We start from the raw sequence: 14773 nt of genomic DNA, 5'->3' as shown, positions 1-14773 counted from the left end.
GATTACTAGCGGAAATGCGGCATCGGAAGTGCGCTCCACAGGTCAGGGAAAAACTGGTCCAGAGAATTGGTCCAGATTGCCCGGCAACCCAAGGTCTGCCGGGGTGACCGCCGATATGGAAGTCCCCGCCCCTCGCCGCACCCGCATCCAGCAGGAAAAGCGCGAACTCATCCTGGAGGCGGCGCTCGAGGTCTTCTCCACCAACGGTTTTCGCGGCTCGACCATCGACCAGATCGCCGAAGCCGCCGGCATGTCGAAGCCGAACCTGCTCTACTATTTCCGCCGCAAGGAAGACATCCACGAGACACTGATGGAGCGGCTGCTCGCAACCTGGCTGGCGCCGCTGCGCGAACTCGACGACATCGGCGATCCCCTGACCGAGTTGCGCAGCTACATCAGGCGCAAGCTGGAAATGGCACGCGATTTCCCCAGGGAAAGCCGGCTGTTCGCCAACGAGATTCTGCAGGGCGCGCCGCGCATCATGCCGCTGCTGGAAGGCGAGTTGAAGACGCTTGTCGACGAGAAGGCCAATATCATCAAGGGCTGGATGCGCGCCGGCAAGATCGCCCGCACCGACCCCTGGCATCTGATCTTCTCGATCTGGGCGACGACGCAACATTATGCCGATTTCGATGTCCAGGTCCGCGCCGTGCTCGGCGCCGACCGCGGCGGCGACGGCCGCTTCGAGGATGCCGCAAGGTTCCTGGAACAGTTGTTCATCGACGGGCTGAAGCCGAAAAACTAACGCGGCAAGAAATCAGGCTGCGCCGCTCGGCCGGCGGCGCCTCCAGCAGTTTTTCGAGCTTGGCGATCGAATTCTCTTCGGCAAGCGGCGTGTAGACGATCAGCTTCATATCCGAGCCGTCATCGATCGAAAGGCTCATATGCTCGAACGCCATGGCGCCTGCGATCGCATGCCGGACATGCTTCACCCCCGACAGTTTGCGAGCCACGTCGCGTTGCGGCCACCAGGCGCGAAATTCCGGGCTCGAGCGCGTCATCAACGTGATCAGCCGCTCGAAATCCGGATCGCCGACATAGCGGGCGCTTTCGGCCCGGAACGAGGCGAGCACGGCGCGCGCCAACTGCTCCCAGTCGACAAGCAGGCGGCGATGGTGCGGGTTGGTGAAAACCATATGCACGATGTTGCGGGCATCACCCTCCAGCAAGCCATAGTCGCCGAACACAGCTGCCGCCGCCGGGTTCCAGGCCAGCACGTCCCAGCGCCGCCCGACCACATAGGCGGGCTGCAGGACCAGGCTTTGCAGCATATGCAATAAGGGGCCGTCGACCTTTTCCGACGCCACAGCGCGACTGTCCGGCAGCTGCCGGCCGGCAAGAATGAACAGATGCCGCTTCTCTGCCGGATCGAGGCGCAAAGCCTCGCTGAGCGCCGTCAGCACTTCCACTGATGGCTTGACGTCACGTCCCTGCTCCAGCCATGTGTACCAGGTGGTGCCGACGCCGGCGATATCGCCACCTCCTCGCGGCGCAGTCCTGGGGTGCGCCGCCGCATGCCGGTGGCGATGCCGGTGGCCGACGGCGTCAGCCTTTCGCGGCGCGAGCGCAGGAACGCGCCAAGTTCGCGCCGGCGGCTGTCTTCGGCAGCATGTGTGGGAGTATCCATGATCAGCCTATTATAGCAGTATTGATACCAGGATAAAGTTTGAACTGTTTGGGATGCGCCAGCCACTCCATCTTCCATGCAGAGCAATATGGAGGCTCTGAACATGGAACTGAAAGACAAGACCATCCTCATCACAGGATCGACCGACGGCGTCGGCCACATGGTTGCGCGAAGGCTCGGCGCCAGCGGCGCCCGTGTCCTGGTGCATGGCCGCGATGCGACGCGCGGCAAGGCCGCTGTCGCCGAGATCGAAGCCATCGGCGGCAAAGCCGAGCTTCTCATTGCCGACCTTTCCTCGCTGGCCGAAGTCCGCCGCCTCGCCGAGGCTGTTCGGGCCAGAACAGACCGGCTCGACATCCTCATCAACAATGCCGGCATCGGCACGGCTGGCGCCAAACGACAGGTCAGCGCCGACGGCTACGAACTGCGCTTTGCCGTCAACTATCTCGCTGGCTTCCTGCTCACATCAAAGCTTCTGCCGTTGCTCAGGGCAAGCGCCCCGGCGCGCATAGTCAATGTCGCGTCAGCGGGCCAGCAAGCGATCGATTTCGGCGACGTCATGCTGACCCGTTCCTATGACGGCGTTCGTGCCTACTGCCAGAGCAAGCTGGCGCAGATCCTGTTCACCATCGACCTGGCGCAGGAGCTGAAGGGCACCAATGTGACCGTCAACAGCCTGCATCCGGCAAGCTATATGGACACCACCATGGTGCGGCAGGCCGGCGTCACGCCGTGGAGTTCGGTCGAGCAAGGTGCCGACGCTATCCTCAACCTGGCGACGTCGCCCGCACTCGAAGGACGAAGTGGCCTCTATTTTGATGGACAGAGGGAATCCCGCGCCGATGCGCAAGCCTATGATGAAAAGGCCCGGCGGCAACTGCGCGCCCTGAGCCTCGACCTCGTCGGGCAATCCCCGGCTTCCGTCACATCGAAGGAACTGCATTCATGACCGAGAAAACCCAACATGCCGTGATCGTCGGCGGCTCATCCGGTATCGGCCTTGCCACGGCGAAGCGACTGCTTGGCCTGGGCATGAAAGTGACCATCACCGGCCGCAACCAGGAGAGGCTCAAAGGCGCATGGCATAGCCTTGGCGGCGCTGTCGAAACCGCTGCCTTCGACGCAACGGAGCCGGAAGAGGTTCGCCAATTCTTCGCCCGCCTGGGAACCTTCGACCATCTTGTGCTGGCCGTCAGCGGCGGCAAGGGACTGGGCCCGTTCGAAACGCTTGATCTCACCGACATGAGCAGCGGCCTCGACGAGAAGGTCAGGCCGCAACTGTCTTGCCTGCAGGCGGCCTTGCCCACCCTGAACAAGGGCGGGTCGGTCACCTTCATTTCGGCGGTATCGGCGCAGCTGTCGGCCCCCGGCGTTGCCGGCATCGCCGCCATCAACGGCATGCTGCTGACAGTGGTGCCGATCCTGGCGGTGGAGTTAAAACCCCTGCGCGTCAACGCCGTGGCGCCAGGCGTCATCGACACGCCGTGGTGGGATTTCCTGCACGACGAACAGCGTCGGGCAGTCTTTGCCGAGTATGCTGGCAAGACGCCGGTCGGCCGCATCGGCCGCGCCGAAGATGTTGCCGATGCCATCGCCTTCCTCACTTCCGCCAGCTTTGTCACCGGCCAGGTGCTGACTTGCGATGGCGGCCTGCGATTTGCCGCGTGACCGGCATGGAGGCAGCCGCAATTGTCAAAGCGGCTGCACCATCAGCGCCAGAAATCCACCCGTCAGCGCGACATTGCCGACGAACCCGTTGATGCGAGCAGCGCGTTCGGGTCCCTGATGGTCCCAGAAATTGTGGAACATCGGCGTGGCGACGATGAGGAACAGCACCAGGCATGCCGCCGCCAGGGTGGTCCAGACGCCTGCGATCACCAGCGCTCCGGCGACGACCTGAAGCACGATGCCGAGCCACAGCATCAACCGCGCCTGCGGCACGCCACGCGCCGCCATCAACTGGGTCAGGAAGGCCGCGTTCTGGATGTTGCGCAGGCCGGCAAAGACAAAGGCGCCGCCAACCAGCAGGCGGGCGGCAAACTGAATCTCATTCTGAAAACTCGAAAACATGTCCTTGATCTCCAAATCAAAAAAACGACGCGCGGATATGCCCCGCGCGCCGCTTCGACCACTCAGGCAGCCTTGGCCGCCGGCATCGGGTGCATGGCATGGAACGGGATGCAAAGCCGGTTCCAGGTGTTGATCATGCCGAGTGCGACAGACAGCTTGACCAGTTCCTCTTCCGAGAAATGCTCGAGCGTCCTTGCATAGAGTTCGTCTGAAACACCGTTGTCGGCGATCTTTGTCACGGCTTCGGTCCAGGCGAAGGCGGCGCGCTCGCGTTCGGAAAACAGCGGCGATTCCTTCCACGCTGATACGAGGTAGAGCCGCTGCTCGGTTTCACCGTCACGCCGCGCCTCGCGGCTGTGCATCTCGACGCAATACGAGCAGCCATTGATCTGCGACGCCCTGAGCTTGATCAGGTGCAGCAAACTCTGCTCGAGCCCGCATTGGTCGACCGCCTTGTTGAGCGCCGACACCGCCTTCATGATTTCCGGCGCCGCGGCGAAGAATTGCAGCCTCTGTTTCATCGTCTTTACCTTTCACGCTTGCTTGGTTGAACTCGATTTCTGCGGCCGCTGATAGCGCGCCACGAAGGCGCAGCCCGCGGCGACCGAACGCGGATCGGCGTCGCTCATATAGTCCGCAACGATGTCCGACAGCTTGGCCTCGGCGAGTGCTGCACGATAAGCGCGCTCCGCCTTCAGCATCGCGACATTGATGCCGCAAGGTTTGACATAGGCCGAGGCATCGAGCCTCGCGGGGCCGCGCTGGCGGATCTCGCCGCAGCGGAAGGCCGGCTCGCGCCCTTCGACGGCAAGCACGATGTCAAGCAGCGTAATACGCTTAGCTGACCGGGCCAGCCGGAAACCGCCGGATGGCCCGGACACAGATTCCAGAATGCCCGCCGCCGTCAACATGTTGAGATGCTTCAACAGATAGCTCGGCGACAGGCCGAAGGCTTCCGCCAGGGCAGCGCCCGGCATGGTGCCTTGGCCATCCACGCCGGCCAGCATCGCGGCGCAGTGGATGGCCGCTTCGACGCCCTCGCCCAGCTTCATCTGGTTGATCTCCAATTCATGGATATTTTTTATCATGGATATTTTTTATCTGCAATAGGAAATTGAAAAAAGCGGCGCCCGCATGCGCCGCTTTCTGGCTGGATGTGCCCTTATTCCGCCGCCACCTTGGCCATCGGGTTGTTGGGATGCGTCGTCCAGTTGGCATAGATCGGCGACACCGGCTTGCCGGTACGCTCATCCATCGCGCCGACTGCCAGCGGTTCCATGGTGATGCAGTTCTCGACCGGACAGACATTGACGCAGAGATTGCAGCCGACGCACTCGGCCTCGATCACCTCGAAATGCCTGACGCCGTCGACCATATTGGTGATCGCCTGGTGCGAGGTGTCCTCGCAGGCGATGTGGCAGCGCCCGCATTTGATGCAGGCCTCCTGGTCGATATGCGCCTTGGCGATATAGTTGAGGTTGAGATACTGCCAGTCGGTGACGTTGGGCGTCGCGCGGCCGATGATGTCGTCGAGCGAAGCATGGCCCTTCTCGTCCATCCAGTTCTCCAGCCCTGCGATCATCTCCTGCACGATCTTGAAACCGTAGGTCATCGCTGCCGTGCACACCTGCACATTGCCGGCGCCAAGCGCCATGAATTCAGCGGCGTCGCGCCATGTAGTGATGCCGCCGATGCCGGAGATCGGCAGGCCATGCGTTTCCGGATCACGCGCGATCTCGGCCACCATGTTCATGGCGATCGGCTTCACCGCCGGGCCGCAATAGCCGCCATGCGAACCCTTGCCGTCGATGGTCGGCTGCGGCGCGAACGAGTCGAGGTCGACACCGGTGATCGAGTTGATGGTGTTGATCAGCGACACCGCATCGGTGCCGCCGGAGAACGCTGCCCTTGCCGGCTTGCGCACGTCGGTGATGTTGGGCGTCAGCTTGGTGATGACCGGCATGCGGGTGTTGGCCTTGCACCAGCGCACCACCATTTCGATGTATTCCGGCACCTGGCCGACGGCCGCACCCATGCCGCGTTCCGACATGCCGTGCGGACAGCCGAAATTGAGCTCGATGCCGTCGGCCTCCGTTTCTTCGACCACCGGCAGGATCGCCTTCCAGCTTTCCTCGACGCACGGCACCATCAGCGAGACGACGATGGCGCGATCGGGCCAATCCTTCTTGACCTGCTTGATCTCGCGCAGATTGACCTGCAGGTCACGGTCAGTGATCAGCTCGATGTTGTTGAGGCCGAGAAGGCGGCGGTCGGCGCCCCAGATGGCGCCGTAGCGCGGGCCGTTGACGTTGACCACCGGCGGGCCTTCTTCGCCCAGCGTCTTCCACACAACGCCACCCCATCCCGCCCTGAAGGCGCGGATGACGTTGTAGGCCTTGTCGGTCGGTGGCGCCGAGGCCAGCCAGAATGGATTGGGCGATTTGATGCCGACGAAATTGTTGCGGATGTCTGCCATGCTCATGCCCTCCCGTTCGAGGTCAGTGCCCGGTTGATCGATTCAGCCGCGTCGCGGCCTTGCGCCACGGCCGAGACTGTAAGGTCGTCGCCGCCGAAGATGCAATCGCCGCCGGCCCAGACATTGGCGAGCGACGTGCGGCCCTCGGCATCGACCTTGATGCGGCCGGCTTCCAGCGCGATCTCAGCACCGCTGCCATTGAGTGCTGAGGGAACAAAACTCTGGCCGATCGCCTTGAACACCTGGTCGGCAACCAGCGTCAGCCGCTCGCCGGTGCCGGCAAGCGTATCGCCCTTCATCGCGGTATATTCGAGTTCGATGCCCGACACCTTGCCGCCCTCGGCAATGACCCGCTTCGGCTGCAGCCAGTGACGGATGGTGACGCCATTGGCGGCGGCCAGATCCTGTTCGAACTCGGAGGCGTTCATATGCTCCTGGCCGCGCCGGTAGCAGATCGTCACCTCCTCGGCGCCGAGCAGCTTCGACTGCACCGCCGCATCGATTGCCGTCATGCCGCCGCCGATCACGACGACGCGCCGGCCGACAGGCAGGCCCGAAAGATCGCTGGCCTGGCGAAGCTCGGCAATGAACTCCACCGCATTGGTCACACCCTGCGTTTCCTCGCCATCGGCGCGCAGCGCGTTGACGCCGCCCAGCCCCATGCCGAGAAACACCGCATCGTAGTTCCTGATCAGGTCCGACAGCTGGTAGTCGCGGCCGAGCGCCTTGCCGTTCTGGATGTCGATGCCACCGACTGATGTGACATAGTCGACCTCGGCCTGGGCGAAATTGTCGATGCTCTTGTAGGCGGCGATGCCGTACTCATTGAGGCCGCCGGCCTTCGGGCGAGCCTCCAGAATGGTGACGTCGTGGCCATGGCGGGCGAGCCGATGGGCTGCGGCAAGGCCGGCCGGCCCGGCGCCGACGACGGCGACCGTCTTGCCTGTCGAAGCGGCGCGCGGATAGAACTGCTTGTTCTCGGCCATGGCGACATCGGTGGCGTAGCGCTGCAGGCGGCCGATCTGCACCGGCTTGCCTTCCGCCACTTCGCGCACGCAGACCTCCTCGCATAGCGTCTCGGTCGGGCAAACGCGGGCACACATGCCGCCCAGGATGTTCTGGTCGAAAATCGTCTTGGCCGAGCCGATCGGATTGCCGGTCGAAATCTGGCGGATGAACAGCGGAATATCGATCGAGGTCGGGCATGCATTCATGCACGGCGCATCGTAGCAGAAATAGCACCGGTCGGATTCGACCAGCGCCTCGTGATGATCGAGCGGTGGATGCAGGTCGGAGAAATTGTCCGCATATTGATCGGGCGAAAGCCGGCCGCCGGCAATGCCTTCTTTGAACTGGCCCTCTGGCATCGTCAGTTCCCCTTGTTTTCGTTTTGGGGAAGGCTAGCACGTTTTATTTTTTTATCAATTGGTCAATTTTCTGCACAAGCTACTGAAAAACCTCGATAAAAACATGACAATTACGCTCAGGTTTTTGAACGTTCCACACCTGTCGGAGGGAGCGACCTGATCTCGTCGGCAACCAGTTCCTGCAGCCGCCACAGATTGCGGTCATGGATGCCGAAATCTTCGAGGTGACTGACGGTGTTGTAGAGATATTCCGCACCCGATCCGACATGACCGCACGCTCTGGCCAGCACTTTCGCCACCTTCTCCAGCGGCTGGTTGAGCGACGTACCCCTGCCCGTCACGCCGACCCAGAAGCCCAATGCCCGCAGAGACCCTTGGGCTGTGCGCACCGGGACCCATCTGACCGAGGTGATACTCTCATGGTCATCGATCTCGCGCCGCAACAGCCTTTCGATCTGGGCCGGCTTCTCGCCTTCCGGCAGACGGTAGATCACGCCGTCGCATCGCCCGCCGCGTTCGAGCGCCATCATCAGCCCAGGCTGCTCGGTGCTGCCGCGCCAGCGTTTGATGTCGAGACAGAAGGACCGATGCCAGCCGAAGGCGGTGGCGCGCTGCCGTTCGACAGATTCGAAGGCTGGCTTCCAGATCAGCGAGCCATAGGCGAACACCCACAACGGGCCTTCGTCTGCTTCATTCGACAGACGCAAGGCAAGAGTCCGGAAATCCTCGTCGTTCAACTGCGTCCAGCTGCCATCGGGACCGGGATCGGCCTCTTCTCGATGGCACAGCGCGACAAGCTCGGGACTGAGCGACATTTGGCGCATGGATCAACAAACCCCTCGTTGACCCCAGAAAAGTCGAAAACCGCAAACCGCGCAAGCCGTGGAACGCTTGCGGCTGCATGATCATTGTTGTCCGGCCGATTGTCGGATTTCTGTTGCGAAGATCGTCCTAAGGACAGTCCCGCACGATCGACAACTGGAAACCGCAAGGAGCCCGACAATGCCAAAGTCCCCGATGCCCTTCTTCTGGTACGAGTTGATGACCACCGATCTCGATGCCGCCGAGGCGTTCTATGCCGCCGTCGTCGGTTGGACCGCGCAGCCTTTCGACATGGCGCCCGGCATGCCGCGCTATATCGTCATGAATGTCGGCGAACGTGGCGTCGGCGGGCTGATGACGCTGCCCGAGGATGCCGCCAAGATGGGCATGCCGCCGGCCTGGCTCGGCTACATCCACACCGGGGATGTCGATGCCTCGACGGCAGCGCTCGAGAAAGCCGGCGGTGCGGTTCATCGCCAAGCCGACGACATTCCCGGCGTCGGCCGCTTTGCCGTCGTCGCCGATCCGCAAGGCGCTACGTTCATGTTGCTGCAGCCGAATGGCCCTGACCAGCCCATTGTACCGGCCAGCACATCGGGCCATATTGGCTGGCATGAACTCTATACATCGGACTGGAAGGCGGCGTTCGATTTCTACTCCAACCAGTTCGGCTGGGAGAAGGGTGAGGCCATGGACATGGGTCCGATGGGTATCTACCAGACCTTTTCGGCCGGCCCCGAATCCGGTGGCGGCATGATGAACAAGCCCGAGCAAATTCCGGTACCGGTCTGGCAGTTCTATTTCAATGTTCCGGCCATCGATGCGGCGGCCAAACGCGTCACCGACAATGGCGGCAAGATCCTGATGGGCCCGATGGAAGTCCCCGGCGGCAGCTGGATCGTGCAGGGCACAGACCCTCAAGGCGCGCACTTCGCGTTGATGGCGCCGGGACGCTGATCAGGTCCGATACCTTTCAACCCCGAACAGTTCTCATCGCGCCGCCGGCGCGATGAGAAGGGCGTCAGGGCGCAATGTCATTCCGGCGCCAGCACCGCGACCTTGATGGTCTCATTCTTCGCGCCGCTGAGCTGGACCGTAGCCTCACCGGCCGCCAGCTTGAAGCGCACACTCTTGCGGATGCCGGGACAGGTCTTCACGCCGCTAAAACCTGACGACTTCATGGCACGGCCGTCCTGAACGACGTCGATCCAGGCCTCGCCGGACAGGGTGATCTGGAGCTCGCCTTCCGGCGGCACAGTCACGCTTGCCGTCGCACCGAATGTGCCGGCTGCAGGCGCACGTTCCGGCGATACGTCAAAGCTGATCGTGGCGACCGGCACGAGCGCCAGATCCGCAGCCTCGCCAGCCGCAAGGGACGCGCCGGACTGCGCGGCGGGCGCTGCCGGGAACAGTGACTGCTCGCGTGTCACCGGCCATTTGAAGGCAGCACAGCCGGCGTCGTCGGCCATGGCGACGCTGGTGCCTGCAAGGATGGCGAATAGGCTGATGGCGACTTTTTTCATGGCAGAGGGAACCCACATGGTTTGGAGTGTCTGCACATTGATACAACCATAGAGATACGAATGCAACCATAGCGAGAACAAATATGGAAGGTTCAGACTGAGGACAATTTCCAATCACCGACAATTTACGGCACGCCAGGCGTTGGGACTGGTCCGACAGTTGCAGATGATCTATGGCCGCAGGGGTGGATTGAAAATGGAGATTTAGATGAAGCTTTTTGACGGTCTCGCCAGATTTCAGCCGCAGGCTTTGGCTGCGTTGCGCATCATGACGGCGCTGCAGTTCCTCGAGCACGGCACCCAGAAGCTGTTCAATTTTCCGGTCAGCGATCATGCCGGCGCCCTGACCGCGCTGTCGCTTACCGCGGGTATCCTCGAATTCGTCGGCGGCATCCTGCTGGCCCTGGGGCTGTTCACCAGGCCGGTAGCCTTCCTTCTCGCCGGCGAGATGGCGATCGCCTATTTCATGGCGCACGCGCCGCAGAACTTCTTCCCGGTCAACAACGGCGGCGATTCGGCAATCTCCTTCTGCTTCATCTTCCTCTATCTGGCCTTTGCCGGCGCCGGCGCCTTTGCGCTGGACAACCGCCGCAGTGCCTGACGCGAAGTATGAGTGCCTAGTGCATGTCGCCCAAAAGTGCCCGGCGGTTTTGGGATAACGACATGCACAAAACAAGAATCTGAAGCGCATCGGCGAAGCCGAAGCGCTTCAGGCGCGCATCCGTTCGAAATTCGCATCGAACAGCGGCGTCGCCTGCATGCGTGCGGCATGGCGCTTGCCGAGGAGCTCGATCTCGAAACCGTCGGTCTCGTCGGCGATATCCTTCGGTACATAGCCCAGGGCGACGGACTTTTTCGAATGATGCGCATAGCCGCCTGAGGTGACCCAGCCGCGCACGGTGCCGTCGAACCAGATCGGCTCGTCGCCAATGACGTCGGCGTCGGCAGCATCGACGACAAAGGCGCGCAGCCGCAGCTTGCCGCCTTGCTTGCGCTCGGCGATCGCTGCCTGTTTGCCGATGAAATCGGCCTCCTTGCCATAGGCGACGAAGCGGTCGAGCCCGGCTTCCAGCGGCCCGTAGATCGGCCGATATTCGCGCGCCCACGAGCCGTAGTTCTTCTCCAAACGAAGCGCATTGAGCGCGCGAGAGCCAAACAGGCCAATACCAAATTCCTCGCCGGCCACCATCAGCGCCTGGTACGCGGCACGTTGGTATTCCGGCTTCACCCAGATTTCGTAGCCGAGATCGCCGGTGTAGCTGACGCGGCCGACCAGGCACGGCGCCATGCCGATGTCCATGTTGCCGATGGCCATGAACGGAACCGCCGCATTCGAGACATCCGCCCGCGTCACCTTTGCCAGCACGTCCCGGGCCTTCGGCCCGGCGATCGACAGGCCGGTCAGCTTCGCCCCCAGCGCTTCGATGCGGACCGAGCCATCCTCAGGCAGATGAGCCTCAAACCAGCGCATATGATACTGTTCGGCGACGCCGGAGCCGGCCAGGAACCAGCCTTCGCCATCGAGATTGGCCAGCGTGAAATCACCGATCAGCCTGCCGTCATCCTTCAGCATCGGCGCCAGCGTCATCCGCCCAGGCTTCGGCAGCTTGCAAGCGAGCAACCGGTCGAGCCATGCCGCCGCCCCCTCGCCAGTGATCTTGTATTTGGCGAAGCTCGAAATCTCCGCCAGGCCGACGCCTTCACGAACCGTCCTGACCTCGCTTGCGACATGCGTGAAATCGCTCGAGCGCCGCCACGAGAACTCGTCCCTGACGCCTTCGGGCGCGTACCACAGCGGCACTTCCAGCCCATAGGCCACGCCCCATTGCGCGCCTTTGGCCGACAGCAGGTCGTAGACCGGCGTGGTCTTCAGCGGCCGCCCTGCAGGCAGCTCCTCATTGGGGAAACGGATCGAAAACCGCCGCGAATAATTCTCGCGCACCTTGGCGTTGGTATAGGCCATTGTCGCCCAGTCGCCGTAGCGCGAAACATCCATCGCCCAGATGTCGGCGCCAGGATCGCCCTCGATCATCCAGTTCGACAAAGCGAGGCCAACGCCACCGCCTTGCGAAAAGCCTGCCATGACACCACAGGCGACCCAAAAGCCCGGCAGGCCGCGCACCGGCCCGACCAGCGGGTTGCCGTCCGGCGCGAAGGTGAAAGGGCCGTTGATGATCTGCTTGATGCCAGTGTTCTGGAACGCCGGGAAATGCCTGAAGCCGACTTCCAGCGATGGCGCGATACGGTCGATGTCAGGCTCCAGCAACTCATGGCCGAAATTCCACGGCGTCTGGAATTCGGACCATGGCTTGTTGGCCTTTTCATAGGTGCCCATCAGCATGCCGCCGCGTTCCTGGCGCAGGTAGAGCTCGCCGTCGAAATCAACCGCGTGGATGATCTCGGTGCCGGTGCTGGCGTTCCAGGCGGCGACTTCCGGCATGTCTTCGGTGATCAGATACATGTGCTCCATGGCCAGCACCGGCAGTTCCAGCCCGACCATGCGGCCGACCTCGCGCGCCCACAGGCCGCCGGCATTGACGACATGCTCGGCCACGACCTCGCCCCTGTTGGTGATCACCCGCCACATCCCGTCGGCGCGCCGAACGATGTCTTCGACCTTGGTGAAGCGTTCGACCTCCGCCCCAAGCTTTCGCGCGGCCTTGGCATACGCATGGGTGACGCCCGACGGGTCGAGATGGCCGTCTTCCTTGTTGCGCACCGCGCCGACGAATTGCTTGGGATCGAGCAGCGGCATCCGTTCGGCCGCCTCGCTCGGCGAGATCTCTTCGAGGTCGATGCCGAGATAACGGCCCTTGGCGACGACGCCGCGCAACCAGTCGAGCCGCGCCTCGGTCGCCGCCAGCAGGACGCCGCCGGTCAGGTGCACGCCGGTCGCCTGTCCCGACAGTTCCTCGATCTCCTTGTAGAGCGAGATCGTGTATTTCTGCAGCTTGGCGACGTTGGGATCGCCATTGATCGTGTGCATGCCGCCGGCCGCGTGCCAGGTCGAACCGGAAGTCAGTTCATCGCGCTCCAAGAGCACGACATCGGTCCAGCCGTGGCGGGCGAGATGGAACAGCACGGAGCATCCGACGACACCACCGCCAATGACTACGACCTTTGCATGCGACTTCATGAGTTTTCTCGTTATTTCAGTGCGTTGGATGGATGAAGTGAATCGGAATGGGAGGAGTTGAAACGGAACGCGACATATTCACGGCTCGCCCTGCCCGATCGCTGCCTTGCGCTTGGCCACATAGGCTTCCAGCGCTTCGCGCACGGCGACATCCATCACCGGCTCGACATAGTCTTCCAGTGCCTTCTTCCACAACCGCGTGGCGCGTGCCGTGGCGTCGAGGCCGCCGGCCTCCTGCCAGGCTTCGTAGTTCTGCCAATTGGACAGTATCGGCTGGTAGAAGGCGGTGGCGTAGCGCTCCAGCGTGTGCGGCTCGCCGAAGAAATGACCGCCGGTCGGCACCGCGCCCAAGGCTTCGACGGCAAGCTCCGCCTCGTTGACTTCGATCGGGCGCAAAAACTCCATCATGTGCTGAATCATCTCGACGTCGATGATGAACTTTTCAAACGATGCCGTCAGCCCACCTTCCTGCCAGCCGGCGGCGTGATAGACGAGATTGCCGTGGCCGAGCACTGCGCCCCACAGCGCCATCAGCGTCTCGTAGGCGCCTTGGGCGTCGGCGGCGTTGGAGGCCGAGCCAGGCGTCGTGCGGTAGGGCAGATTGTAGCGCCGCGCCAGTTGTCCGGATGCAATGTTGGCTTTGGTGTTCTCCGGCGTACCAAAAGCCGGCGCGCCCGACTTCATGTCGACATTGGAGGTGAAGGCGCCATACATGACCGGCGCGCCCGGCCGCACGAGTTGCGTCAGCACCACGCCGAACAGCGCCTCGGCATTCTGCTGCGCCAGCGCGCCGGCCAGCGTCACCGGGCTCATCGCTCCCATCAGCGTGAACGGCGTCACCGCCACCGACTGGCCGAACTCGGCCATGGTCATCAGCCCTTCGGCCATCATCTCGTCGAAGCGGCGCGGCGAGTTGACCGAGATGATGGTGGTGATGCCGGGATCGTCGCGCATCTGGTCGAGGCTCATGCCGCGGGCGATCGCCATCATCTCGATGCCGTCCAGCGCCCTGCCCCGACCGATGGCCGAGACATGGAAGCTCTTGTCGCTCAGCGTCAAATTGGTGAAATAGGTGTCGAGGTGGCGGGCATTGGCGGGCAGTTCGACGGGCGCGCAAACCTGGTTGCCGAGCATGTGGATGCAGTTGAAATGCTGCGCCAGCCGGGTGAGATCCCCATAGTCGCGCAGATTGCCGGCGCGGCGGCCGCGTTCCATGTCATGCACATTGGGCGGCCCAGCAACGAGTGTGAAGTTGATCGTGTTGCCGCCGAGATGGACGGCATGGGCCGGATTGCGCGGCGTAAGCCGATAGCTGGACCGCGTCGTCTTCAGCACCTCTTCGATCATGCCGCGATCGATGCGGACATTCATCGACGCATGATCGACCGCAGCACCCGCTTTCTCGAACAGTGATAGCGCGCGCGGGCTCATAACCTCGATGCCGAAATTCTCCAGAATGTACATCGACGCCTGGTGGATCGCCTCGATCTGGTCGACCGAGAGCATCGCCATCGGCGGATAGGGATTGGTCACGCGCCTGAGCGGCAGCTGCGGAATGGCGGCCGGCCCCCTGTTGCTGGTTCGCTCGGCACCGCGCTTGCGTCTTGGTTCGTTCATGCGCCGCATCAAAGCCTCGGCACGCAGGCTGGGCTGTCAGGAATACGCCATATGCGGGCGTGATTTTAGCCAAGGCGGCATTTTGCGAATATCCTTCCGACAAAAGCGACAACAAGGGTCGGAATATTGCTATCT

Annotated in this window: 14 protein-coding genes and 1 pseudogene; 5 read left to right on the top strand and 10 right to left on the bottom strand. The window is 62.6% G+C overall.

Translation table 11 applies throughout. The features are described 5' to 3' along the window. The first annotated feature begins 115 nt into the window (after positions 1 to 115). A complete protein-coding gene (locus LHFGNBLO_RS19035; RefSeq protein WP_258600744.1) occupies positions 116 to 745 on the top strand; it encodes a TetR family transcriptional regulator C-terminal domain-containing protein in 630 nt (209 codons plus the stop codon). On the opposite strand, the pseudogene LHFGNBLO_RS19030 reads toward LHFGNBLO_RS19035, so the two are convergent. Then, positions 717 to 1627, bottom strand: a pseudogene (locus LHFGNBLO_RS19030) (helix-turn-helix transcriptional regulator). The gene LHFGNBLO_RS19035 and the pseudogene LHFGNBLO_RS19030 overlap by 29 nt on opposite strands. 103 nt (positions 1628 to 1730) lie before the next feature. Between LHFGNBLO_RS19030 and LHFGNBLO_RS19025 the strand changes: the two are divergent. Then, positions 1731 to 2576, top strand: a complete 846-nt coding sequence (locus LHFGNBLO_RS19025; RefSeq protein WP_258600742.1) for an SDR family oxidoreductase — start codon at positions 1731 to 1733, stop codon at positions 2574 to 2576. Further along, on the top strand, positions 2573 to 3295 hold the full coding sequence (locus tag LHFGNBLO_RS19020) for an SDR family oxidoreductase (protein ID WP_258600740.1): 723 nt from the start codon (positions 2573 to 2575) through the stop codon (positions 3293 to 3295). The genes LHFGNBLO_RS19025 and LHFGNBLO_RS19020 overlap by 4 nt, the downstream gene beginning before the upstream one ends. Before the next feature lie 24 nt (positions 3296 to 3319). Here LHFGNBLO_RS19020 and LHFGNBLO_RS19015 read toward each other — a convergent pair whose 3' ends face one another. From LHFGNBLO_RS19015 to LHFGNBLO_RS18990, 6 genes are all read right to left on the bottom strand, one after another. Then, positions 3320 to 3697: a DoxX family protein gene (locus LHFGNBLO_RS19015; protein ID WP_258600739.1), complete on the bottom strand. Its 378-nt coding sequence runs from the start codon at positions 3695 to 3697 to the stop codon at positions 3320 to 3322. 62 nt (positions 3698 to 3759) lie between these two features. Next, positions 3760 to 4218, bottom strand: coding sequence for a carboxymuconolactone decarboxylase family protein (locus LHFGNBLO_RS19010; protein ID WP_258600737.1), 459 nt, complete (start codon positions 4216 to 4218; stop codon positions 3760 to 3762). 12 nt (positions 4219 to 4230) lie between these two features. Continuing rightward, a complete protein-coding gene (locus LHFGNBLO_RS19005; RefSeq protein WP_258609816.1) occupies positions 4231 to 4749 on the bottom strand; it encodes an RrF2 family transcriptional regulator in 519 nt (172 codons plus the stop codon). A gap of 110 nt (positions 4750 to 4859) precedes the next feature. Next, positions 4860 to 6173: an NAD-dependent dihydropyrimidine dehydrogenase subunit PreA gene (preA, locus tag LHFGNBLO_RS19000; RefSeq protein WP_258600734.1), complete on the bottom strand. Its 1314-nt coding sequence runs from the start codon at positions 6171 to 6173 to the stop codon at positions 4860 to 4862. Between the two features lie 2 nt (positions 6174 to 6175). Continuing rightward, complete coding sequence (locus LHFGNBLO_RS18995; RefSeq protein WP_258600733.1) at positions 6176 to 7540, bottom strand: NAD(P)-dependent oxidoreductase; 1365 nt, start codon at positions 7538 to 7540, stop codon at positions 6176 to 6178. A gap of 116 nt (positions 7541 to 7656) precedes the next feature. Next, positions 7657 to 8364, bottom strand: a complete 708-nt coding sequence (locus LHFGNBLO_RS18990) for a gamma-glutamylcyclotransferase (RefSeq protein WP_258600732.1) — start codon at positions 8362 to 8364, stop codon at positions 7657 to 7659. 178 nt (positions 8365 to 8542) lie between these two features. Here LHFGNBLO_RS18990 and LHFGNBLO_RS18985 point away from each other — a divergent pair, with 178 nt between their 5' ends. Next, positions 8543 to 9319 carry a VOC family protein gene (locus LHFGNBLO_RS18985; protein ID WP_258600731.1) on the top strand — a complete coding sequence of 259 codons (777 nt, stop codon included), beginning with the start codon at positions 8543 to 8545 and terminating at the stop codon, positions 9317 to 9319. Positions 9320 to 9396: 77 nt separating this feature from the next. Here LHFGNBLO_RS18985 and LHFGNBLO_RS18980 read toward each other — a convergent pair whose 3' ends face one another. Next, positions 9397 to 9885: a hypothetical protein gene (locus tag LHFGNBLO_RS18980; protein ID WP_258600730.1), complete on the bottom strand. Its 489-nt coding sequence runs from the start codon at positions 9883 to 9885 to the stop codon at positions 9397 to 9399. Positions 9886 to 10093: 208 nt separating this feature from the next. Between LHFGNBLO_RS18980 and LHFGNBLO_RS18975 the strand changes: the two genes are divergently transcribed. After that, positions 10094 to 10486 carry a DoxX family protein gene (locus LHFGNBLO_RS18975; protein ID WP_258600729.1) on the top strand — a complete coding sequence of 131 codons (393 nt, stop codon included), beginning with the start codon at positions 10094 to 10096 and terminating at the stop codon, positions 10484 to 10486. A gap of 108 nt (positions 10487 to 10594) precedes the next feature. Here LHFGNBLO_RS18975 and LHFGNBLO_RS18970 read toward each other — a convergent pair whose 3' ends face one another. Together LHFGNBLO_RS18970 and LHFGNBLO_RS18965 are read right to left on the bottom strand one after the other, a co-directional pair. Continuing rightward, positions 10595 to 13021 carry a GcvT family protein gene (locus LHFGNBLO_RS18970; RefSeq protein ID WP_258600728.1) on the bottom strand — a complete coding sequence of 809 codons (2427 nt, stop codon included), beginning with the start codon at positions 13019 to 13021 and terminating at the stop codon, positions 10595 to 10597. Positions 13022 to 13099: 78 nt separating this feature from the next. Next, the gene (locus LHFGNBLO_RS18965; protein WP_258600726.1) at positions 13100 to 14638 is read right to left on the bottom strand and encodes a trimethylamine methyltransferase family protein; all 1539 of its coding nucleotides are present in this window, start codon (positions 14636 to 14638) and stop codon (positions 13100 to 13102) included. Positions 14639 to 14773: the final 135 nt, after the last annotated feature.

The sequence above is a fragment of the Mesorhizobium sp. AR10 genome, from assembly GCF_024746795.1.
Classification (GTDB): Bacteria; Pseudomonadota; Alphaproteobacteria; order Rhizobiales; family Rhizobiaceae; genus Mesorhizobium.
This window is presented reverse-complemented; position numbering and strand designations above follow the sequence as displayed.